Source organism: Shewanella sp. 4t3-1-2LB (assembly GCF_017368415.1).
Classification (GTDB): Bacteria; Pseudomonadota; Gammaproteobacteria; order Enterobacterales; family Shewanellaceae; genus Shewanella; species Shewanella fodinae.
In genome coordinates, this window is record NZ_JAFNJD010000028.1 from 1 (window position 1) to 22889 (window position 22889).

15 protein-coding genes and 1 pseudogene are annotated in these 22889 nt (G+C 48.4%); 9 read left to right on the forward strand and 7 right to left on the reverse strand.

Annotation, left to right across the window (positions count from 1 at the left end):
• The coding region (locus tag J3L11_RS11360) for a hypothetical protein (RefSeq protein WP_207571056.1) at window positions 1–520 on the forward strand (520 nt) is incomplete at its 5' end.
• On the opposite strand, the gene J3L11_RS11365 is transcribed toward J3L11_RS11360, so the two are convergent.
• Together J3L11_RS11365 and J3L11_RS11370 are read right to left on the reverse strand one after the other, a co-directional pair.
• Window positions 513–1430 carry an IS5 family transposase gene (locus J3L11_RS11365; RefSeq protein ID WP_189619047.1) on the reverse strand — a complete coding sequence of 306 codons (918 nt, stop codon included), beginning with the start codon at window positions 1428–1430 and terminating at the stop codon, window positions 513–515. The genes J3L11_RS11360 and J3L11_RS11365 overlap by 8 nt on opposite strands.
• Before the next feature lie 364 nt (window positions 1431–1794).
• A pseudogene (locus J3L11_RS11370) lies at window positions 1795–2012 on the reverse strand (IS256 family transposase); the annotation flags it as partial.
• A gap of 314 nt (window positions 2013–2326) precedes the next feature.
• On the opposite strand from J3L11_RS11370, the gene J3L11_RS11375 reads away from it, so the two are divergent.
• Window positions 2327–3529 (forward strand): RDD family protein, encoded by a 1203-nt coding sequence (locus J3L11_RS11375; protein ID WP_347566509.1) that lies wholly within the window; start codon window positions 2327–2329, stop codon window positions 3527–3529.
• 519 nt (window positions 3530–4048) lie between these two features.
• The gene (locus J3L11_RS11380) at window positions 4049–4768 is read left to right on the forward strand and encodes a serine/threonine protein phosphatase (RefSeq protein ID WP_133040443.1); all 720 of its coding nucleotides are present in this window, start codon (window positions 4049–4051) and stop codon (window positions 4766–4768) included.
• Between the two features lie 242 nt (window positions 4769–5010).
• Here the strand turns inward: J3L11_RS11380 and J3L11_RS11385 are convergent, their stop codons facing one another.
• From J3L11_RS11385 to J3L11_RS11405, 5 genes are all read right to left on the reverse strand, one after another.
• Window positions 5011–5907: an MBL fold metallo-hydrolase gene (locus J3L11_RS11385; protein WP_207571057.1), complete on the reverse strand. Its 897-nt coding sequence runs from the start codon at window positions 5905–5907 to the stop codon at window positions 5011–5013.
• A gap of 103 nt (window positions 5908–6010) precedes the next feature.
• Entirely contained in the window at window positions 6011–9052 is a 3042-nt protein-coding gene (locus J3L11_RS11390) for an efflux RND transporter permease subunit (RefSeq protein WP_207571058.1), read from the reverse strand.
• Window positions 9049–12312: an efflux RND transporter permease subunit gene (locus J3L11_RS11395; RefSeq protein WP_207571059.1), complete on the reverse strand. Its 3264-nt coding sequence runs from the start codon at window positions 12310–12312 to the stop codon at window positions 9049–9051. Before J3L11_RS11395 ends, J3L11_RS11390 begins: the two co-directional genes overlap by 4 nt.
• An 18-nt stretch (window positions 12313–12330) precedes the next feature.
• Window positions 12331–13392 (reverse strand): efflux RND transporter periplasmic adaptor subunit, encoded by a 1062-nt coding sequence (locus tag J3L11_RS11400; RefSeq protein WP_189618799.1) that lies wholly within the window; start codon window positions 13390–13392, stop codon window positions 12331–12333.
• A 288-nt stretch (window positions 13393–13680) separates the two neighbouring features.
• Window positions 13681–14967: a citrate synthase gene (locus J3L11_RS11405; protein ID WP_133040438.1), complete on the reverse strand. Its 1287-nt coding sequence runs from the start codon at window positions 14965–14967 to the stop codon at window positions 13681–13683.
• Between the two features lie 408 nt (window positions 14968–15375).
• On the opposite strand from J3L11_RS11405, the gene sdhC reads away from it, so the two are divergent.
• The 6 genes from sdhC (at window position 15376) to odhB (ending at window position 22851) form a co-directional block, all read left to right on the forward strand.
• Window positions 15376–15771, forward strand: a complete 396-nt coding sequence (sdhC, locus tag J3L11_RS11410; RefSeq protein ID WP_133040437.1) for a succinate dehydrogenase cytochrome b556 subunit — start codon at window positions 15376–15378, stop codon at window positions 15769–15771.
• Window positions 15765–16112, forward strand: a complete 348-nt coding sequence (sdhD, locus tag J3L11_RS11415; RefSeq protein WP_133040436.1) for a succinate dehydrogenase, hydrophobic membrane anchor protein — start codon at window positions 15765–15767, stop codon at window positions 16110–16112. Before sdhC ends, sdhD begins: the two co-directional genes overlap by 7 nt.
• Entirely contained in the window at window positions 16113–17882 is a 1770-nt protein-coding gene (gene sdhA, locus J3L11_RS11420; RefSeq protein WP_133040435.1) for a succinate dehydrogenase flavoprotein subunit, read from the forward strand. It abuts the gene before it with no gap.
• A 12-nt stretch (window positions 17883–17894) separates the two neighbouring features.
• Complete coding sequence (locus J3L11_RS11425; RefSeq protein WP_133040434.1) at window positions 17895–18602, forward strand: succinate dehydrogenase iron-sulfur subunit; 708 nt, start codon at window positions 17895–17897, stop codon at window positions 18600–18602.
• A gap of 189 nt (window positions 18603–18791) precedes the next feature.
• Window positions 18792–21614: a 2-oxoglutarate dehydrogenase E1 component gene (gene sucA / locus J3L11_RS11430; protein ID WP_207571060.1), complete on the forward strand. Its 2823-nt coding sequence runs from the start codon at window positions 18792–18794 to the stop codon at window positions 21612–21614.
• 25 nt (window positions 21615–21639) lie between these two features.
• Complete coding sequence (odhB, locus tag J3L11_RS11435) at window positions 21640–22851, forward strand: 2-oxoglutarate dehydrogenase complex dihydrolipoyllysine-residue succinyltransferase (protein ID WP_207571061.1); 1212 nt, start codon at window positions 21640–21642, stop codon at window positions 22849–22851.
• The last annotated feature ends 38 nt before the right edge of the window (window positions 22852–22889 follow it).

Sequence of the window (22889 nt, forward strand, 5' to 3'; positions counted from 1 at the left end):
AAATTATAGAGTAAGAAATTATCCTTTAACAAAAGATAGCAAATTGAACATAATTGGAATGAGTTATATTCGAAGTTATGATTCAGTTATTTTTCAAAAAAGAAATAATGACTTTGATGTATTGCCAATGATTAAAATGTCAGACATTATAGACTTTAAGTTAAATATAAATCTGGAGTCGATTTCACTTGCTGATAGTGTGATCTGTTTAGATTCAGGAGCAGTGTCGACATATGGCACATCTAAGTTATATGAAAAAATAAAGAATAGAATAAAAGGTATTAAACCAAGTTTCATCCATTATGATTTTTCATATGGCAGTAATAGTGCACCTGGCAAAGTATTACCAGAAGTTAAGTTTAGTTTTAAAGGTCATGATATCACAATGAATGACTTTCCAGTTTTGTTTTATAGTTCCTCATTAAATTCTTGTGATATTTCTCTTGGGCTTGACTTGGCCTTGTTGATCAAATCAATCGCAGATAAGCCAGTTCCCATCATGGTTCGTGGTGTTAATTGAGCCTCTGGCGAATGGGCATACCTAGTCCTATGACTTTGTTCATCACCTTCACGCCAGCCAATGCCTCGCCGACTTGTCCATTGTAGTCCCGTAGGCTTAGTTGCGGACTGATGAGTCGCTTGTAACGATACATGGCGGTTTCTGACAAAGAACGTTGATGATAGTCATTGTCTTTCTTCCATTCTTCGAGTGTATCGCTTTTCAACGCCTTAACTGCCTCATTCCTCGGATGACCAGTTTCCCAGTAACCCGCATTCTTCCTGGGCGGAATGGTCGGCTTGCTGTTTTTTCGTTTCAGCAGCTTATGGCAGTTCTTGGTATCATAAGCCCCATCGGCTGAGACTTGTTTTATTTTACGTCTCAGTGGGTTCAATAACGTGGGCAGAACCTCACTATCGGCCACGCTTTCAAGGCTCACTTCCGCTGCGATGACTTCATGCGTTGCGGCATCCACTGCTAAATGAAGCTTACGCCAAGTGCGGCGTTTTTCTTTACCGTGCTTACGAATTTTCCATTCACCTTCGCCGTAAACTTTCAGACCTGTGGCATCGATAACCAAGTGAGCGATCGCGCCGCGACTGGGGTTGTGGTAGCGAATGTCGACAGTCTTGGCTCTCTTGCTGATACAGCTATAACCTGGTGATTTCAAAGGCACGCTCATCAAGCCAAATACCGAATTGATGAAACCTTCCAGTGCTCGTAAGGGGAGATTGAATAGACCTTTAAGCATCAATGCGGTCTCAATTGCAGTGTCACTGTACTGAAATCCTCTGCCTCGGCCACCATGATGTTTGCTGCAACACCAGTGGTTCATAGCCTGCTCGTCTATCCAGAACGTCAGTGAGCCCCGCTTAGTCAAGGCTCTGTTATATTCCGGCCAATTGGTGATTTGGTGCTTGGATTTGCCCACTGCTATCCATTCCTGTCTGCTATTTACAGGATCTGATCGCATCAGAGGCAGAAGGTTCCACATTTAGGCAACAACGCCGCTTGACTTTCTAAACGGTTCGTTATCTGAATTAGATTTTAAAAAAATATGATTTACATTAACCTGAAATAACGATAATAAATATTCTTCAGCACAATAATATTATTTAGTGATTTTTGCAGTTAAAATTTACGATTAAATATTTCGTTTACAAAATAATATTGTGTCAGTGTAGCTAAGCCTTAATGTCAAATGCTTTGTTTCCCCTTGTAGCAGCAGTCCTTTCAAAATAGTCAACTAATGCTACTTCCAGCTCGAGGGTGTTCAATATTCTGTGTCAGCCTGATCACAGATCGATATGAGCGTCTAAGCGCGCCTCGAAGTGTATCGACAACTGTGACAGTGTCACCAACTTTGTAATGGGTGCGTCTAACGCTCAGATGCCCGCAAGATACCGGCATAAAGCAGCTTAAGCAAACTGTTTTCATTGGCAAATCCGCCCTTGGTTTTGGTCAGTTTACGGAACTGGCGATGCATAGCTTCTACAGAATTGGTGGTGTAGATGTTCTAACGGGCGTTGTTGATCAAATTAATCGCAGATAAGCCAGTTCCCATCATGGTTCGTGGTGTTAATTGAGCCTCTGGCGAATGGGCATACCTAGTCCCACACCAATCCCACTTAGGTGTTTACCTTTATTTCTCTATTGCTTAGTTGGTTTCTTCCATTTCCACCCTGTTCTGAGAACTTCCGCTCCTGCCTTTATAAATACACAAAATTCTTTTACAAAAATATTATTTATTGTTAACGACGCTGCAGTATGATTTTGCCTCATCATCGATTGACGATGTAACCCCTACGTATCATAAGGAATCTGTGCGTGGACACCCAGGATAAACACTATCAATCTGCACTTGCTGCATGGCGTGCAGGCAAAGAAACCCGCGCTATTGTGACGCCATTTGCTTTTAAGCTCGCACCTGAACTAATCGGCATGCCATTGGCTCGACCGTGGCGACGGGGCGTGGCCATATTACTGGATCTGATGCTGGTAGCCTTGTTAAGTAGCATCTCGAGTCTGTGGATTGCCTTGTTGGCGGCAATTGCGACATGGGTGTTGAGTAAGCGACATGAGCAAGTGGTGTCTGCCTGGGCGCGGCGTTGGTTGCGGATAGTGAGTACTTTGGTGATATTTGTGGTTGTGCTTGAATTTATCGGCCCCTATCTTGATGGCGGTGACGATGAACGTGGTGACTCAAATATCACCCTCAGTCAGTTGCAGCAAGTTTCCCACTCGGCCGCCATGGCTATCATCGCTGGTAAACTCGCTAACTGTCGTGATAACTCTTGTGTTGAAGAACTACTGCCGTCAATGAAAGAACAACTAGATGCCGTTTTTGCAGACAAGCCTGCAGAGCGGCGGGAGATGGTAGCATCGCTCTTTAATGACCTCACGTTTCTTGCGCCAGCGGACAAACAGCAATATGTCGAGCAACTGATGGCGGGGGTTAAGCTTGCGCCTGCCGATGCCCCAGCCACCACTGAAAAAACGCCCGATTCAGCCTCAGCGAATGTGCCAGAGTCCAATGCCAACAGTCCAATAATTACATTCTCTGGGGATACTGTTAAACCCGTTGCAGCGAAGGAAGATACGGAGTTGCCGGCCGAGAACCAAAAGGGTTCTGCCTCAGCGTCACACTCTCTTATCGATTGGGCTAAGGGTATTATTGCCGATCTGGGGCTAGGGTTGAGTTGGGGCGCGTTGTACTTCACTTTGTTTACTGCTTTGCTTCGAGGCCAAACACCCGCGAAAAAGCTGTTGGGGATCCGGGTAGTACGGCTTAGTGGTGAGCCGTTGACGCTGTGGGGTGCCTTTGGTCGCTACGGTGGTTATGGTGCTGGTATTGCTACGGGGTTGCTGGGTTTTTTGCAAATCTATTGGGACAGCAATCGTCAGTGTATCCAAGACAAAATTGGTGAAACTGTGGTGGTGATGAATGCGGAACTGACTCATCATGCCGTTGGTGCGGTGAACGAAAACGATGCCATACAGCAGCCAGCGGCGACGCACTCGCCAAGCTAGAGGCACAAACAGACTAGCGACAAAGTCCTAGACCTAAAGCTAGGACTTTGAGCAGATGGCGGCGTTGGTTTGTTTACTAACTCTTATGCTAAATCCCTGAGCACAATAGCCGTTAGCAAGGCTCAGGTTCTAAGCCTTGATGCCCAAACGCCGCTATTTTAAGTCGATGCTGCTGTTGTATTTATCTGTATCAAAATGGCACGGCTCCATGGCAAACATCATCTGCCAAGATAACGACTATCTGCAATTGTCCCGGTGTGATTATCCCGTTCTTGTATTTGGTGAGCGGCACTGGCTGTTAGAAAACATTGACACGGCATATTGGGGAAGAAGGCAAAGCACATTTTGCTATTGTTTCAGCTTAGTTATCTCTAATGTTAATAATGAACTGCAATACTGTTTCGAATTTGTATCATATTCTATTTATTAACAAAATCTCAGGATTATATCCTGGCATTTAATTGATTCGACCTTTTCCGAGAGAGATAATTAGCCCAGTTATCGGAATGGAGTCCTGTCATGGTTCAGAATTTCAATGACCGGGTGCAACAGGTGTTGCAGTCTCATCCCGGACAGCGGGTTTGCCGCTTTGACTATCAAGGGCAGTATTATTGGTTAAAGCAAGCAGAGGTGTTGCATGGCACCATGCGTATGCTAAAGCCCAATCCACAACTGGCGATTGAAAATGAAAAACAAACATTGCAGGCGTTGGAGCTAAAAGCTGCACCCGTACCGCGTGTTGTTAGCGAGGGGCCGGGCTATTTTGTGGTTGAAGATGCTGGAAGTACGCTTAAAGACTGGTTGAATACGCCAGGCGTAGATTGCGAAACCTTGCAACAGATCTTTGAAGACAGTGCTACCGCCTTGGCCCACTTGCACACTATGGGATTAGCCCATGGTCGGCCAGCGTTGCGAGATATTAGTTGGCAGCAAGGGCAGGTGACATTCATTGATTTTGAAGCGAACCAGCCCAAGAGGAGCATGCTGTTTCAGCATATTCGAGATCTGGTGGTATATATCCACAGTCTGTACCGCTATCTGGGGCCTTTGAATGAAAATATCGGTAGTATCATTGCCTGCTACCGCAACGCCGGTGGCGAACAGATCTGGCAGGAGACCAAGCGTTTCCTCGCCAGTTGGCAGTGGCTGTACTACCTGTTACGTCCGTTACGCGATCTTGGTGGCCGCGATGTAAGGCCAATTTACTGGTTATTATGGCATTTTCGTCACGCCTCATAATGGTTACTGCTAGATAAAAATGGCCGTGAAAACATGAACATTGCCCATTTTAGAGCGGCAGTTTTCGTCTGCTGTTCCCTTTAAAACATCTTGTTATTCGACCACTAAAAGCCAACTGAGTGTTGCTGGAAAAAACCTGCCGGTACGCACTGCTAACATTTATGGCGGTTTTGCCATAGGTACTGCGGTTTCTCGTCATTTTGCTGCAGGGCTCAACGAGAATATCACCGTTGTCTTGGCGTTTAATGGGCAGGGACTCCGTCATAGAGGGTACGGATCCAGCGTTCCTTCGGAATAAAACTCCAGCCCCAGTTCTGCCAGCGTTTCGGTAAAGGCGTCGCCAACATTTCAGCCAGTGTTTTATTGGCGGCTTTGCCGTCTTGCATCCAGTTGATACAGTCGTCCAGCATATGTTTAAAGCGCAACAGATCAGCGCGAGAGGCCAGTGTGCCATGACCCGGAATGATTTTGGTGTCGTCTACAGTCAGTTCCAGCATTTTGGCAACCGCGTCACGATAACCCAGCACTGAGCCACCATGTTCGAGATCAATAAACGGGAAGCGATCTTTAAAGAATAGATCGCCTGTATGTAGCACTTTGCCATCTTGCCAGAGGACGATAGCGTCTCCGTCGGTATGTGCCGGTCCCAGATGCAACAAGCGCATGTTCTGGCCGTTGAAATGAATGGCAAGCTCTTGATCAAAGGTCAATATCGGTAAGGCCTTTGCCGGAACTTGCTGTTCTACCAGCCGGGTTCGTACATTGGTTTGTGCAACGATAGCCGCACCATGTTCGGCAAAAAAAAGATTACCGCCAGTGTGATCAGCATGGAAATGGCTATTGATCACACAACTAGGTGCTCCTGCCCGTAGCGGCTGCAACGCCGCCATAATCTTGTCAGCCATCGGCGCGTATTGATCGTCAATCAACAGTATGCCATCTTGGCCAACACTCACGCCTATGTTGCCGCCAGCACCTTCAAGCATGTAGCGGCCAGGAGTCAATTCGATGACTTTGATGGCGGCGTTGGCAAATGCGTCTTTTGAGTCGGCAGCAAAGGCGGCGGGCATTAGGAGAAGTGTCGCTAAAAACACATAGCCTAGGAATTGCACTACGCTTGTGGGCTGTCTGGATGTCATGGCCTTTTCCTTAAGTTGCCATATTGATAAAGAATACAGTACTGTTATCTGTTGGAAACGCCAATAAAAAAGCTGCCTCAGCAGCTTTTTCACTGACATAAAATCAAGCCCAAGGTAACAGTCTTCGACTCAGTTGCAATGAGTGTCCAAAGTACATCGCACTTGCATAACGCATGCGGTAAAACGCTTGATAACACAGTGGCACCAAGTACAAGCTGGTCAGGGTGGAAAAACTGAGTCCACCGATAATGGCTATCGCCATTGGTGCATAGGCTGGACCACCGGCACCGATTTGTGTTTGACCTACCGCCAACGGCACCAGGCCAAGAATGGTGGTGCCAACGGTCATCAATACCGGCCGTAAACGGGTGATACACACATCAGATATCACTTGCGACAGTTGATCCAGCGCCGGGGTCATCTGATTGATTTGGTCAACTAACACGATGCCATTGTTAACGACAATCCCCATCAGCACTAAGATACCGATCATCGCCATGATAGACATCGGGGTATGGGTTAGCAGCAGTGCCCAGAAAACCCCGGTGATCGAGAACAAAATACTGGTGATGATGGCGCTGGGCAGCAATAGTGACTCAAATAGGGCGGCCATCACTATGTAGATCATCGCGACGGCTAACACCATATTTACTAGCATTACCGACTGTTCTTCATCCTGTTTTTCAAAGCCGCCGGTTAACGAAAAACGGTAACCATCAGGAAAATTCACATGTTGCATGACCAGTGCGATTTCTTTCTGTGCCTGCTCCATGCTGATGCCTTCGAGGTTTGCGCCTATCGACAGTGCTGTTTCACGGTTGTAGTGACGAATAACATCGAATCTCGGCACAATCTCGATAGCGGCAATACTACTGAGCGTGAACACTTTATCGCCTATTTTGGCAACTGGCAGTTGCTTCAGGGTTTCCAACGATTGCTGCCATTGCTTCTCATACAACAGCTCAATACGTAGCTCGCCACTGGGATCATGACGAAATGAGCGGAGTTGGCTGCCACGCAGGGCGGTGCCGATGGTGCTGGCAATATCGTTCAGCTTTAATCCGATACGTGCGGCTAATTCGCGGTCAATGTGGATCACCACCTCCTGCTGTGAGCCGTTTAGTTCAGAACGAACGTCTTGCAATCCTTTGATATGTGATAGCAAAGGAATCACCTGCTGGCTGAGACGGATAAGTTCGCTGGTAGAACGTCCCGTCAGTGTTACACGCACCCCAGAAGTATCGTCACCCCAGCCAAACTGCGGTTTAGCAAAGGCGTATTTGGGAAAACCCTCGCGGATCTGCTTTTTCAGCGCATTAATTTCTATGGGCAAATCAGGTTGCAACAAAATAACGGTACTGGCCTCATCGGTGGCATAGTAGCTATATACCGCATCAATATGAAACTTCTCTTTATTGGCATACAGATAATGTTCCATCTGATTAACCATCGCTTCGGTCACCTGCAGGCTGTGGCGACCTTCCACCTGATAGTTAATGTACATGCGTTCGGTACTGTCACTGTCTTCATTGTCTTTTTGCACTAGTTGCAGCGGTATAGCAGTGGACAGCAAAATCAGTACAGCTATCAAGGTAGAAGTTTTGGGATGTAACAATACCCAGTTAAGGCTGCGCTGATAATGCCGCTGCATTTTCGGAGGTGCAGCATCGACAATATCCTTTTTCAGCTTGATATGCGCCAGTAACAGCGGAATTAGCGTCTTGGCAACCAATAGCGAAGCGGCCAGTGAGATACAGATGGCTACCGCGACATGTTCCAGCATCACAGTAAGTTGGACTTTGACACCGAAGATATTAGGCAAAAACACAATGGCGGTGGTGAGCGTTCCCGCTAGTACGGCCAGCGACACTTTATCGACGCCAGCAATAATTCCCTGTATGCCACCATGGTGGTGCTGCTGTTCCTGCAGCACACTTTCAGAGACCACCACCGCGTTATCGATCAGCATACCGATGGCTAACAGTAGTCCCATCATCGACAACACGTTCAGGCTGTAGCCAAGGAAGTACATGCCCGCTAGCGTCATCCCGATAGAGATGGGGACGGACGACACAACAATAAGTGTCATCGGCAGGTTGCGCAAAAACAGATACAGCACCACAAATGACAGCAACGCACCGATTAATCCAGACATCAACAGTTCGTGCAGTGAGGATTCAACTTCTAATCCCTGATTATCCATAATGAACAGCTTGATGCCGCGGAATTGCTGATCCTGTTTAACCGCATCAATCACCTTGATGACTTTATTGGAGACATCCACCAGATTGGCACCGGACTCCTTAAAGATGTCCAGACCAACCGCGTATTTCTGATCCAGATGCCGGCCTTGGGTACGTTCTGGCAATGCGAAACGTATATCCGCTACATCTCCTAGATGCAGTCCTGGTGCAATGGTGAGCGCTGCAATTTCGTCGAGATTACGGAATTCTCCTTTGGGCGATACTTGGTACAGCACACCATTGTCGCGTAAGTGACCGCCACTGATAATGAAGTTTTCGCGGAGCAACTGTTTACGCAGTTGTGGCAGTTCAAGACCACTGGCGGCTAGTCGCCGTGCATCTATCCGCACTTCAATCTGTTTCTGCTCAACACCGTAGAGGGTGACTTTGGATACGCCGTCCACTCGTTCCAGCGGCCTACGTAACTGTTTATCCAATAGATCGAATGCAGCCGAAAGTTCACGGTCACTGGAGATGCGAACCGTCAGGACCGGCATATCGGCGGTAGAAAATTGCTGGATCAACACCCGCTCTACATCATCAGGTAGTAGATGTCGTACGGCGTCGATTTTCTCACGAGCTTCCAGACTACGGGTAGCAACGTTCTCGCCCCACTTCATTTTGATTTCGATCTCACTACCGTCCTGGCTGGATTTCGATTTCAGCTCATCAACGCCACCCATGGTGGCTAATGATTCTTCCAGCACGTTGGTGATATCGCGCTCAACTTCGGCCGGTGACGAACCTTTGTAGGGCACTTGTACATCAATTTCTGGAATATCAATACCGGGTAACATCTCCAAAGGGAGCAGGCGTGCGGCCGCCAAACCAAACAGCAGAATCGCTACAAAAAACATGCTGGTGGTGACCGGGCGCTTTAATGCCAATGCAGTCAGATTCATGCTTTTACTCCTGTGGCATTGTTAGCTGCAGCGGCGGTTATCTCATAAGTCTTACGGTCAAACAGCGCATACAGTACGGGGATTACCACTAATGTCAGTAGGGTCGAGAGGCTCAGACCAAAGATCACGGTAATAGCCATAGGCGCACGTACTTCAGCGCCATCGCCCAAGCCAATCGCCATCGGCAATAACCCGAGTGTGGTCGTCAGAGTCGTCATCAAAATTGGTCGTAATCGCGAGGCTGCGGCTTCGCGGATGGCGGCCAGTTTTTCAACCCCAGCCGCACGTTGTTGGTTGATGCGATCAACCAACACAATGGCGTTATTCACCACTATTCCCGCCAACATGATAAGACCGATAAATACGATCACCGACAGCTTGCTGCCGGTTAGCCACAGACCATAGATACTGCCACTGAGCGCCATTGGCACTGCCATCAGGATTAATAACGGATGCAGCAAAGACTCGAACTGGCTGGCCATAACGATATACACCAGAAATACCGCCAATAGCAGGGCGATTTTTAGTGAGGTGAAGGAATTCTCCATCTCTTCATTCTGGCCGCCAATACGGGTTTGCACTGAAGCTGACATCGGCACTTGTGCCAGCAACTGACGGGCGCTGGCGACCGCTTGATTCAGATCGCCATAAGCCAGATTGGCCGAGACAATCGCGACTCGTTGCTGACTGACTCGGTTTATAGCAGAGGGACCGAGCGCCAGTGTTACATCGGCGACGGCACTTAACGGTAACGGATGGGCGCTGTCAGGATTGATCAGCATGGCCCCGATATCACTTATTTGCCGCCGCTCATCTGCGGCACTGCGTACCAGAATATCAATTTTGCGCTCGCGCAGCGTGTATTTACTGGCGACTGTGCCCCCTACACGTTGAGCAATCCGTTCGGCAATGGTTGGTGCGTCCATCCCTAAAGCCGCGATGCGGGCATGGTCGAAGCGAATACTGATCTCCGGTTGCCCATCGCGCAGCGTGCTGTTGATGTCGGTAAAGCGCGGGTCTGTCTCCAAGGCTTTTACCAGCGCATCGGCACTCTGTTTCAGCGGGCCCAGCTCATAGCCACTGAGTTCAATTTCCAGTGGTGTCTTGAAGCTGAACAATTCTGGAAACTTAATATTGGCTTCCAACTCAGGAATAGTTCTAGCGCGAGCCCTGAGTTTGGCGGCCACTTCATTGAATGCGTGATGATCGGCCAGCACCACCTGTAGCCGCCCCCAGTTCTCACCGCCGCGGCTGGTGTCAGAGGTCATCAAGCCGCCGCTCCCCGCTTGGCTATAGGCATGTTTTACCGCTTTATCATCACTGATGACCGACGCCAGTTGCTGCAGCACTCTGTCGGTGTGACTGACATCTGTACCCGGCGGCAGCAAGATTTCCACGTAGAATTCGCCTTGGTTCATCGGCGGAATGAGTTGCATCCCCAGGCGGTTGACCAGTAACCCCGCTGATGCGGTAAACAGCAGCGCAATCGCTATCGTTAACGCTTTGTGTTGCAGTGCAAGCTCCAGCAGCGGTTGATAAACTTTCGTCAACAACTGATAACCGGCATTGAATAGCGCTGACAGCGGCCGCATCAATAAACCTGCTAACCAGCTGAACAGCCTTACCAGTAAGAGAATAATTGTCATCAGAGCGCGTGGTAGCCAATTCAGTAACAGGGTGAAGGGCAGCGCAAACATTGTGGCGCTGTAATGGCGGATTTTGCCCCAGCGAGTGGTTGGCAGCGGCTTGGAAGTGCGTTTTACCAAAGGTGGTAACGTTTTGAAGCCTTCTCTGGATGCCAGCATCGGAATTGAGGTGAGCGCAACCAGTAGCGAGGCTAACAGGGCAAAGGTGACGGTAAGTGCCTGATCTTTGAACAGAGCACCGGCGATACCATCGACAAAAATCAGTGGCACAAATACCGCCAGCGTTGTCAGCGTTGATGCGGTGATCGCGCCAGCAACTTCGCGGGTTCCGGTCACGGCGGCATCGAGCCGATTCATGCCTGTTGCTTTGCAGCGGTCAATGTTTTCCAGTACCACAATGGCGTTATCTACCAACAGCCCCACCGCCAGCGCTATGCCTCCCAGTGACATGATGTTCAAACTGAGCCCGGCAAAATACATCATGTTAAAGGTGGCGATCACTGAAAACGGAATGGAGATGGAGATGATCAGCGTTGGGATAATGTCGCGCAGGAACAGGTAGATCACCAGCATTGCTAATAGACTACCAATCAATGCGGATGAGGTGACTTCGCTGACCGCACTTTCGATGAACTCCGACTGGTCGTAAATCACTTCCGGTACCGGAGCGCCAGTTTTAGCCGCCTGAGCTTGCATTCGTTGCAGTTGCTGCCTTACTTTCTTGGCAACAGCAACCGTATTGGCATCGCCTTCTTTATAAAGTGCCAGTTCAATGGATTCTTTACCACCGATACGGGTGATGTCTGAACGTTCCTTAAAGCCGTCAGTTACCTGGGCAATATCTCCCAACCGCACTAAGGTTGTGCCATTTTTATAGACAATAATGTTGGCAAGTTCACTGAGGTTACGGAATTGGTTAACCGTTCTTACCAAGTACTCCTTGTCACCTTGAACCACTTTCCCGGCAGAAAGGTTGATATTTTCTTCGGCAATGCGCTGTTTGATAAGTTCGCTGCTTAGGTTTAACTGTGATAGCTTCTGTTGATTTAACAGGATATGGATTTCCTGTTCGAGGCCACCTGACAAGCGCACAGACGCGACACCTGGCAGGGTTTCCAATTCTCGCTTCAATTCCTCTTCCGCGTACGAGCGCAACCGTTTCAGCTCTGCTTCACTGCCGTCTTTGGCGGGTAATGCTAGCCGCATGATCGGATCGAGGTTTGGGTTAAAACGTAACAGTACCGGTTTGTCTACATCTAATGGCAGTTCGATGGTGTCCAGCTTCTCACGGACTTCTAGGCCCGCCAGATCCATATTGGTACCCCATTCAAACTCCAACGCGACATCTGACGTGCCGGAGCGCGATACAGAACTGATTTTGCGCAAACCTTTAACGATTCCAACAGCTTCCTCAATCGGTTTGCTCACCAGTTGTTCGACTTCTACTGGGGCCGCGCCATCGTACTGTGTGCGAATCGTCAGGGTCGGATAACTCAAGTCCGGTAACAGTTTCACCGCCAGCCGGGAGAATCCCACCATACCAAATAAGATAATAGCTAGCATAAACATCCAGACGGTGACTGGACGTTTCACCGAAGTGTCAATCATCGACATTGCAGTAGTCCTTTATAATTATTTGGCAGCGGTAAGACTTAATGGCGACAACACTTCAACCAGCGATTGGTCTTTCAGATTATGCTGTCCACGTACGACGACTTGTTCCCCGGGTTTAATACCACTGACGACTTCGACTTTATCATCCTGACGATAGCCCAGTTTGACTTCCCGGCGCAGTGCTTTGCCATCTTGGATAACGTAAAGTGCTTGTATATCATCCTGATTAATAACAGCATTGTATGGAACGATCGGTACGTCATTATGGGTGTCGTACTTCAGCTGTACTCGGGTGAACATGCCAGCTTTCATAAGATTTTGTTGATTCGGAACTGATAGTGTGACCTTGAAGGTACCACTGGTACTATCAATAACCGGGCTAATGCGTAATACCGTCGCGGCAATGTGGTCAGTTTTATTACTATAAACTTGGGCTTCTTGTCCCAGTCTCAGGCTGGCTAACTGTTGTTCTGGTAAGTGCATGATGCCATACAGCTCATCTTGCTGGACTATGTAAAATAGCTTGTCAAACTCTTTGGCCATATTGCCTTCTTTGACAAAACGGCTAGCAATCACCCCATCAATCGGAGATCGGATTTCGCTCTCTGTGACCTGTAATGCCGCTAGATCTCGCTGTGCGATAGCGGATTGCAGACTGTATTCCAGTTTGGAAACACTGTCGGCGCTGATAAACTCCGGGTTTTTCATTTTTTTGTAGCGTTCCAGCTCTTGTGACAGAATTTTTACTTCTGCTTCAGAGTGTGCCAGTTGATAGCGCTGTTGGCGGGCATCAATCCGCGCCAGCACTTGGCCTTTAGTGACGCGGTCACCTTCTTCTACATAGATATGCTCAATAACACCGGCAATTCGGGTGGCGACATTGGCTTCTTCCGGTGCTTCTAGGGTAGCGGTGGTACTGTAATAGGACGATACCTGACCTTCAGTCACGGTGGAAATTTCTACAGGAATGGCAAACTGCTCTTCTTTTTTGGCTTGTTGTTCTTCACCACAGCCGCTGAGCATTAACCCAGCAAGTGTGGCAGCTGCGATACTGTTAATAATGGTGGATGTTACTTTCATTTGAAGATCCTTATCATTCAGACTACAACCATTAAAGCAAAACTGATGCCATTAAATTTTTAATAATAAAAACATATAGTTAAATTTTTTAATGGTCATTTGTTGCGCAGTTAACCGAATGATGTAGCGAAAGTATTTATTAATTGGTGAATTTTGCTAAATCTGGTAACAACGGCGATAAGCGCAATGAGCAAGTGCAAACTTAGACGATGGATGCAGGGGATTAGGTTGGAAATGCACATAAAAAAGGCGCCTATCGGCGCCTTTGAAGGGATCAATCAGAACTTATCAGCGTTTTTCCAACGGGATAAAATCGCGGGAATCGTGACCAGTATATAGTTGGCGTGGACGGCTGATCTTGTGACCAGGCTGATCCAACATTTCTTTCCAGTGAGACACCCAGCCAACGGTGCGGGCAAGGGCAAAGATCACGGTAAACATACTGGTTGGAATACCAATAGCCTTCATGATGATACCAGAGTAGAAGTCGACATTCGGGTACAGCTTCTTGGAGATAAAGTATTCATCTTCAAGCGCAATACGTTCTAACTCCATTGCCACATCCAGCAGCGGATCATCAATTTTCAGTTCACTCAGCACTTCATGACAAGTTTCACGCATCACTTTAGCGCGAGGGTCAAAGTTCTTATACACACGATGACCAAAGCCCATCAGACGGAATGGATCATTCTTGTCTTTGGCTTTTTCGATAAACTCAGGAATACGGTCAACGGAGCCAATCTCTTCTAACATCTTCAAGCATGCTTCATTAGCACCGCCGTGAGCCGGACCCCACAAGGAAGCAATCCCCGCCGCAACACAAGCAAATGGATTGGCACCAGAGGAGCCAGCAAGACGCACGGTAGAAGTCGAGGCATTTTGCTCGTGGTCGGCATGCAGGATAAAGATACGGTCCATTGCTCGTTCAACGATGGGGTTCACTTGATACTCTTCACAGGGTACCCCAAACATCATTTGCAGGAAGTTTCCGGCATAGCTGAGATTGTTACGCGGATACTGGAACGGTTGACCAACGGAATATTTGTAACACATGGCCGCAATGGTGGGCATTTTGGAAACTAACCGATAAGCAGCAACTTCGCGGTGTCTCGCGTCGGTGACATCCAAAGAGTCCTGATAAAAAGAGGACAAGGCACCTGTTACCCCACATAACATGGCCATTGGGTGAGCGTCGCGACGGAATCCGCGGAAAAAGAACGCTAACTGTTCATGCACCATAGTGTGGTTGCGAACAGTTTTTGTGAATTCTTCATACTGAGTTTTGGACGGCAGTTCGCCGTACAGCAGCAGATAGCATAGATCCAGGTAACTGGATTCAACCGCTAACTGGTCAATTGGATAACCCCGGTGCAACAAAATGCCATTGTCACCATCTATGTAGGTAATCGCGGATTCACATGAGGCGGTGGCGAGAAATCCTGGGTCGAAAGTAAAGTAACCTTTGCTGCCCAGTTTACTGATATCGATCACATCGAAACCAGCTGTTCCCTGTTTTACTGGCAGTTCTATCGAGTCATTCCCTGGAAGTTCCAATTTGGCTATTAGTTCAGCCATACCCCAATCTCCTTAACTTCAATTATGTGAGTGCGGCGTATCAAACGGCCATTACTTTACAAGTAATCTAGATCACATTTCAATTTAAATAAGCGTTTAAATCCGTTAGACATTGGTATAGGTAAGACCAATTTCCCTGTTAACTCTACAGCTTACGGTAAAAACTGCCAAAAAAAATAAAATTTCCAGAATGTGATGTTTGTATTTGACTTTTACGACGAGTATACTTGCTGCGGTCCTTGGGGGCTATAAACAGGACATTTTTACCTCTCTTTGTATAATCCATAAATATGAATAGGGTCAATTAGTTACCTGTTTGTAATAAGCAGTCTATTTGTCAAAAATGAAATGTGACTTGTGTCACAAATCGATTTTCATCAAAATCGGTTCATATAACAAAAATGCTCAATGGAGCTGAGTGAGCAGAACGTGAAAAAGCAAAGACCTGTCCATCTTGATTTGCAGACCATTCGCTTCCCGGCGGCTGCAATCGCATCCATCCTCCACCGAATTACTGGTGTTATCATGTTGTTTGCTGTCGGTATCCTGTTGTGGTTGCTAAACGCCTCACTGCAGTCAGCCGAGAGCTTCAACCATTTACAATCGCTGCTGGATAGCTTTGTGATGAAGTTTATCCTCTGGGGCATCCTTACCGCGCTTGGTTATCATTTGTTAGGTGGTTTGCGCCATCTGGTGATGGATACTGGCCGTTGGGAAGAGTTAGCCTCTGGCAAAGCTTCTGCTAAAGCAGTATTTGTTCTTGCGATTGTCTTTTCAGTATTGGCGGGAGTATGGGTATGGTAACCAATGCCGCGAGTTTCGGACGCAGTGGTGTCCATGATTTCATTATGTTGCGCGCCAGCGCCGTAATACTGGCTTCTTATGCGGTATTTCTGGTGGTGTTTGCCGCTGTAAGTTCCCCCCTCACTTATGATGTATGGCATGGATTGTTTACTGCCTTGCCCATGAAAGTGTTTACGCTGCTGGCTTTGATTGCACTGCTGATCCACGCTTGGATTGGTGTCTGGCAGGTGCTCACTGACTATGTCAAGAATGTGTCACTGCGTGGCGTGTTGCAGTTTGTATTTGTGGTGACTGCCTTTGCTTACCTGGCAGCCGGCATACTGATTGTTTGGGGGGTATAAGTGGCTATTCCAGTTCGCGAATTCGATGCAGTAGTGATAGGTGCCGGTGGCGCTGGTATGCGTGCTGCACTACAGATTTCTAAAGAAGGCAAGAGCTGCGCGCTGTTGTCTAAAGTATTTCCGACTCGTTCTCATACCGTTTCCGCCCAAGGTGGGATAACGGTTGCGCTGGGTAATGCCCATGAGGATAACTGGCAATACCATATGTATGACACCGTGAAAGGTTCTGACTTTATCGGTGATCAGGATGCCATTGAATACATGTGCCAGACTGGCCCAGAAGCCATTATCGAGCTGGAGCATATGGGACTGCCGTTTTCCCGCTTTGATAATGGAAAAATTTATCAGCGTCCGTTCGGTGGTCAATCCCGTAATTTCGGCGGTGAACAGGCGGCTCGTACTGCGGCTGCCGCTGACCGTACCGGTCATGCATTGTTGCACTGCCTCTATCAACAGAACGTAAAGAATAAGACCCAGGTATTTTCCGAATGGTACGCCTTGGATTTAGTAAAGAATGAAGATGGTGTGATTGTCGGTTGTACCGCACTGGAAATCGAAACTGGCGACATCGTTTATTTCAAGGCTAAAGCAACGGTGTTGGCGACAGGTGGTGCTGGGCGTATTTTTGCGTCTACTACCAATGCGCATATCAATACTGGCGATGGTGTCGGCATGGCTTCCCGTGCTGGCGTGCAGTTGCAAGATATGGAAATGTGGCAGTTCCATCCCACAGGTATCGCCGGTGCTGGGGTGTTAGTAACTGAAGGCTGTCGTGGTGAAGGTGGTTATCTGTTAAATAAGGATGGCGAGCGTTTCATGGAACGTTATGCCCCTAACGCCAAAGACTTGGCTTCTCGCGATGTAGTTGCCCGTGCCATGATGACCGAAATCCGCGAAGGTCGCGGTTGCACTGATGGCGATATTGGTCCGCATCTTAAGCTGAAGCTGGATCACTTGGGTAAAGAAACGCTGGAAGCTCGTCTGCCCGGCGTTTGTGAATTGTCGCGTACCTTCGCCCATATCGATCCCGCTGATGGTCCAATCCCGGTTATCCCAACCTGCCACTATATGATGGGTGGTTTGCCGACTCGGGTAACGGGGCAGGTAATTCATCGTAATGCCGACGGTACTGAGCAGGATGTCAAAGGTCTTTTCGCAGTAGGTGAAATTGCTTGCGTATCGGTGCATGGTGCCAACCGCCTTGGTGGTAACTCGCTGTTAGATTTAGTGGTCTTTGGTCGTGCTGCGGGTCATCACCTTGGTGAAGTGCTGAAAGATGGTGAAACACCTAAAGCAGCAACAGAAGCTGAGATCGCCAAATCACTAGAACGTCTGAACCGTTGGGAAAGCAATAAAGACGGTGAAGACCCGTTCAAGATCCGTAAAGATCTACAGATGTGCATGCAGATGCATTTCTCGGTATTCCGTACCGGTGAGGCTATGGCCGAAGGTCTGGAAGAGCTACAGCAGATCCGTCAGCGTCTGGCCAATGCCAAACTTTCTGACAACTCTAAGGAATTCAATACCCAGCGTATTGAATGTCTGGAACTGGATAATCTTATGGCAACAGCGATTGCCTCTGCTTATGCGGCTAACTTCCGTACGGAAAGCCGTGGCGCCCATAGTCGCGAAGATTATCCTGAACGTGATGATGCCAACTGGCTATGTCACAGCTTGTTTGACCCGGTGAGCGAAACCATGGATCGTCGCCCAGTTAATATGGCACCTAAGTTCCGCGAAGCGTTTCCACCAAAGAAACGTACCTACTAAGGAGTTGTACAGATGAAATTGGATATTGCAGTTTATCGTTACAATCCTGATGTAGACACTAAACCCTACATGCAGGATTACAGTCTGGAGATTGCAGACGGTTCAGATTTGATGGTACTGGATGTGCTGTTAAAGCTGAAAGAACAGGATCCATCGCTGGCGTTTCGTCGTTCCTGTCGTGAAGGGGTATGTGGCTCCGATGGCATGAATATGAACGGCAAGAACGGCCTTGCTTGTATTACACACGTATCTTCCTTTAACGGTAAAAAGCTGGAAATCAGACCATTGCCTGGTATGCCGGTAGTACGTGACTTAGTCGTAGACCTGACTCAGTTCTACAAGCAGTATGAAAAAATTAAACCGTACCTGATTAATGATGGTAAACAGCCGGTTCGTGAGCATTTGCAGTCTCCTGAAGAGCGCGCACATTTGGATGGCCTGTACGAGTGTATTATGTGTGCTTGCTGTTCTACCGCTTGCCCATCCTTTTGGTGGAACCCCGATAAATTTGTCGGCCCCAGTGGTTTGCTGCATGCATATCGCTTCCTGATAGACAGCCGCGATACGGCCACAGAAGAACGTCTGGCGGATCTTGATGATGCCTACAGCGTATTCCGTTGTCATGGCATCATGAACTGTGTCGATGTCTGTCCGAAAGGGCTGAATCCGACTAAAGCTATCGGACATATCAAGTCGATGTTGTTGAATCGGGCGGTATAAATGCAAGAAGACGGCCAATCATCCATACTGGTATAGGCTCGTCTAGAGTCACTTCTTCGGCATGAAGAGGTGGCTCTATTTTGTATGTGAAGGACAATGACTTGCCGCGTAATACGGAGATTTCTCTGGCGGTCTTTATCTGATGAAACATCAGGCAATGAACGTATACCAAGATTGAAAGGAATAGAAATGCACCAAGGCATCATGAAAGCTTGGCTCGAGTCTTCCCACCTGAACGGGGCCAACTCGACCTATGTAGAAGAGATGTATGAAGCCTATCAAGAAGACCCAGAGTCAGTCTCCGAGGACTGGCGCGAAGTCTTTGATAACCTCCCTCCTGTCAATGGTGCGTCATCCGATGTACCGGAAGCAGCCCACTCCAAGATCCGTGACTATTTCCGAGCGCTGGCTATGGAAGGACACCGTAAAGGTGTAGGCCGAGTATCAGATCCTGAAGTAGATGCCAAACAGGTTAAGGTTCTGCAGCTCATTAACGCTTATCGGTTCCGCGGTCACCAAAATGCTAATCTGGATCCTTTGGGTCTTTGGAAACGCGACAAGGTGGCGGAATTAGATCCAGCATTCCATGGTCTGACCGCTGAAGATATGCAGCGTGAATTCAACACCGGTTCGTTTGATCACGGTGGTGAAACCATGAAGCTGGCCGACTTGTTGGCAGCTCTTAAGGCGACTTACTGTGGTTCTATCGGTGCTGAATACATGCACATCACCGATACCGAAGAGAAACGCTGGATCCAGCATCGCCTGGAACCTACTCTGGGTAAAGCCAGTTACGATCAGCAAGTCAAGCACCGTATTCTTGAGGGACTTAATGCCGCCGAAGGTATGGAAAAATATCTTGGGGCAAAATTCCCAGGCGCCAAGCGCTTCTCGTTAGAAGGCGGAGATACGCTGGTGCCTATGCTGCGTGAGATTATCTATCGCGCAGGGGATGCTGGTACTAAAGAGATTGTTATCGGTATGGCTCACCGTGGTCGTCTGAACGTGCTAGTGAATGTGCTGGGCAAACGGCCTGCTGAACTGTTTGATGAATTTGCGGGCAAGCACCATGACAGTCTTGGGTCCGGTGACGTGAAGTACCACCAAGGCTTCTCCTCAGATTTTGAAACTCCCGGTGGCAATGTACATCTGGCGCTGGCTTTCAACCCATCACATCTGGAAATTGTTAATCCAGTGGTGATGGGGTCAGTACGCGCTCGTCAAGATCGCCGTGGTTGTACCGATGGTTTGCAGGTCATGCCGATTACCATTCATGGTGATTCTGCCATTACTGGCCAAGGAATCGTGCAGGAAACCCTCAATATGTCCCAGACTCGGGCATATAGGGTCGGCGGTTCCATCCGCATCGTGGTTAATAACCAAGTGGGCTTTACCACCTCTAATCATCAGGATGTGCGCTCTACCGAATATTCTACTGACATCGCCAAGATGGTGCAGGCGCCGATTTTCCACGTCAATGCTGATGATCCAGAAGCGGTTGCCTTCATTGCGCAGTTGGCAGTCGATTTCCGTAATACCTTTAAACGTGACATTTTGGTTGACTTGGTATGTTACCGTCGTCATGGGCACAACGAGGCAGATGAACCGAGTGCCACCCAGCCATTGATGTACAGCAAGATCAAAAAACACCCGACAACGCGCAAGATCTATGCTGATCAACTGATCAGCCAACAGAGTATCTCTGCCGAAGAAGTGACCGCTATGGTGAATGGCTACCGTGATGCGTTGGATAAAGGTGACTGCGTGGTGAAAGAGTGGCGTCCGATGACGCTACACACCGTTGACTGGACGCCTTATCTGAATCACGAGTGGGATGAAGACTATGATGCGGCAGTGCCTTTAGCGCATCTTAAAGAGTTGGCGGCCAAGATCAGTTATGTCCCTGAAGGTTTTAAACTGCAGTCTCGGGTAGAAAAAATCTATACCGATCGTAAAACAATGGCTGAAGGCGAGAAGTTACTGGACTGGGGCGCTGCTGAAACCTTGGCATACGCAACGATTCTGGAGCTGCGTAAGCGGGTGCGCATCAGTGGTCAGGACTCTGGCCGAGGTACTTTCTTCCATCGCCATGCAGTTCTGCACAATCAGGATGACGGAACCACCTATTTGCCGCTGCGTAATGTGGCCGATAAACAAGGGCCGTTTGATATCAATGACTCTGTGTTATCTGAAGCCTCAGTACTGGCATTTGAGTATGGTTATGCCACAGCAGAGCCAGAAGGTTTAAGTATCTGGGAAGCGCAGTTTGGTGATTTTGCTAACTGTGCACAGGTTGTGATTGACCAGTTCCTGTCTTCTGGTGAACAAAAGTGGGGGCGTTTATGTGGCCTCACTATGTTGTTGCCACACGGCTACGAAGGGCAGGGCCCTGAACATTCCAGCGCCCGTCTGGAGCGCTTCTTGCAGCTTTGTGCTAACCACAATATGCAGGTCTGTGTGCCTTCTACCCCAGCGCAGGTTTACCACATGTTGCGACGTCAGGTTGTCAGACCTATGCGGCGGCCGCTAGTGGTGATGTCACCTAAGTCTCTGTTGCGTCATCCTTTGGCGGTTTCTTCTTTGGAAGAACTGGCAGAAGGAACGTTCCAGAATGTGATTGCTGAGATTGATAGTCTAGATCCCAAAAAGGTAAATCGTGTCGTGTTCTGTAGCGGTAAGGTTTATTACGAACTGCTGGAACGCCGCCGCAAAGAGAACATTGATAATATTGCCATCATTCGTATCGAACAGTTGTATCCGTTCCCGCACGAAGAACTGGCGAAAATACTGGCTGAATTCCAGCATGTGACAGATTTTGTTTGGTGTCAGGAAGAACCTCAGAACCAAGGCGCCTGGTATTGCAGCCAGCACCATTTCTGGGCGGCGATTCCTAAGGGCGCTCAGCTAAGTTACGCCGGCCGCGAGGCTTCTGCAGCACCGGCGTGTGGCTATCCTGAATTGCATACGCACCAGCAGGAATCTCTGATCATTAGCGCATTGAATCTGAAGTAATAAATTTTAAAAAGGAAAGCGTTCCATGAGTATCGAAATCAAGGTACCAGTTTTGCCAGAATCCGTAGCCGATGCGACTATTGCCACCTGGCATGTTAAGCCCGGTGAGGCGGTGACCCGTGATCAGAATCTGGTGGACATCGAAACCGATAAAGTCGTGTTAGAAGTGGTTGCACCGGAAGATGGTTCCATCAGTGAGTTCTTAGCACAAGAAGGGGATACCGTACTGGGCGAACAAGTTATCGCAACATTTGTCCCAGGCGCGGTCGTTGGCCAGGAAGTGACTAAAGAACAGGCTGAAGCCAGCGCACCTAAAGCTGAGGGCAGTGCGCCTAAAGCAGAAGCAACTGCCGAAGAAAGTAACGATGCCCTGAGTCCATCAGTACGTCGTCTGGTGGCTGAACATAACGTTGACCCGAGCAAAATCAAAGGCACTGGCGTAGGTGGCCGCATCACTAAAGAAGATGTGGAAGCCCATGTGAAATCTGCTAAAGCCGCTCCAGCTGCGACACCTGCACCGGTACAACTTGCTGGCGATCGCAGTGAAAAACGTGTGCCAATGACCCGTCTGCGTAAGACCATCGCGACCCGTCTGCTGGAAGCGAAAAACTCTACCGCAATGTTGACGACCTTTAATGAAGTCAACATGAAGCCGATTATGGATATCCGTAAGAAATACCAGGAAGTTTTTGAGAAAAAACACGGTATCCGCCTAGGCTTTATGTCTTTTTATATCAAAGCGGTAACTGAAGCGTTGAAACGCTATCCAGAAGTGAATGCTTCTATCGATGGTGATGAACTCGTATATCACAACTATTTCGATGTCAGCATCGCAGTATCTACTCCTCGTGGTCTGGTAACACCTGTGCTACGTGATACCGATACTATGACCTTGGCTGATATGGAAAAAGCTATCCGCGATCTGGCTATCAAAGGCCGTGATGGCAAATTGACCGTGGACGACATGATGGGCGGTAACTTCACTATCACCAATGGTGGTGTGTTCGGCTCCTTGATGTCTACGCCTATCCTGAACCTGCCACAGAGTGCAATTCTGGGTATGCACGCCATTAAAGATCGGCCAATGGCTGTCAATGGTCAGGTGGAAATCCTGCCCATGATGTACCTGGCTCTTTCCTATGACCACCGTATCATTGATGGTCGTGAGTCAGTAGGTTTCCTAGTAACTGTCAAAGACTTACTGGAAGACCCAACCCGTCTGCTGCTTGACCTGTAAAGGGACTACCGGCAGTGATCTCGTAGCTGGCCCGTCCG

Bases quoted from the DNA above. Each gene is read 5' to 3' on its own strand.
- J3L11_RS11380 (WP_133040443.1), top strand. From the start codon at position 4,049: ATGGTTCAGAATTTCAATGACCGGGTGCAACAGGTGTTGCAGTCTCAT.
- J3L11_RS11385 (WP_207571057.1), bottom strand. From the start codon at position 5,907: ATGACATCCAGACAGCCCACAAGCGTAGTGCAATTCCTAGGCTATGTG.
- J3L11_RS11390 (WP_207571058.1), bottom strand. From the start codon at position 9,052: ATGAATCTGACTGCATTGGCATTAAAGCGCCCGGTCACCACCAGCATG.
- J3L11_RS11395 (WP_207571059.1), bottom strand. From the start codon at position 12,312: ATGTCGATGATTGACACTTCGGTGAAACGTCCAGTCACCGTCTGGATG.
- J3L11_RS11400 (WP_189618799.1), bottom strand. From the start codon at position 13,392: ATGAAAGTAACATCCACCATTATTAACAGTATCGCAGCTGCCACACTT.
- J3L11_RS11405 (WP_133040438.1), bottom strand. From the start codon at position 14,967: ATGGCTGAACTAATAGCCAAATTGGAACTTCCAGGGAATGACTCGATA.
- sdhC (WP_133040437.1), top strand. From the start codon at position 15,376: ATGGAGCTGAGTGAGCAGAACGTGAAAAAGCAAAGACCTGTCCATCTT.
- sdhD (WP_133040436.1), top strand. From the start codon at position 15,765: ATGGTAACCAATGCCGCGAGTTTCGGACGCAGTGGTGTCCATGATTTC.
- J3L11_RS11425 (WP_133040434.1), top strand. From the start codon at position 17,895: ATGAAATTGGATATTGCAGTTTATCGTTACAATCCTGATGTAGACACT.
- sucA (WP_207571060.1), top strand. From the start codon at position 18,792: ATGCACCAAGGCATCATGAAAGCTTGGCTCGAGTCTTCCCACCTGAAC.
- odhB (WP_207571061.1), top strand. From the start codon at position 21,640: ATGAGTATCGAAATCAAGGTACCAGTTTTGCCAGAATCCGTAGCCGAT.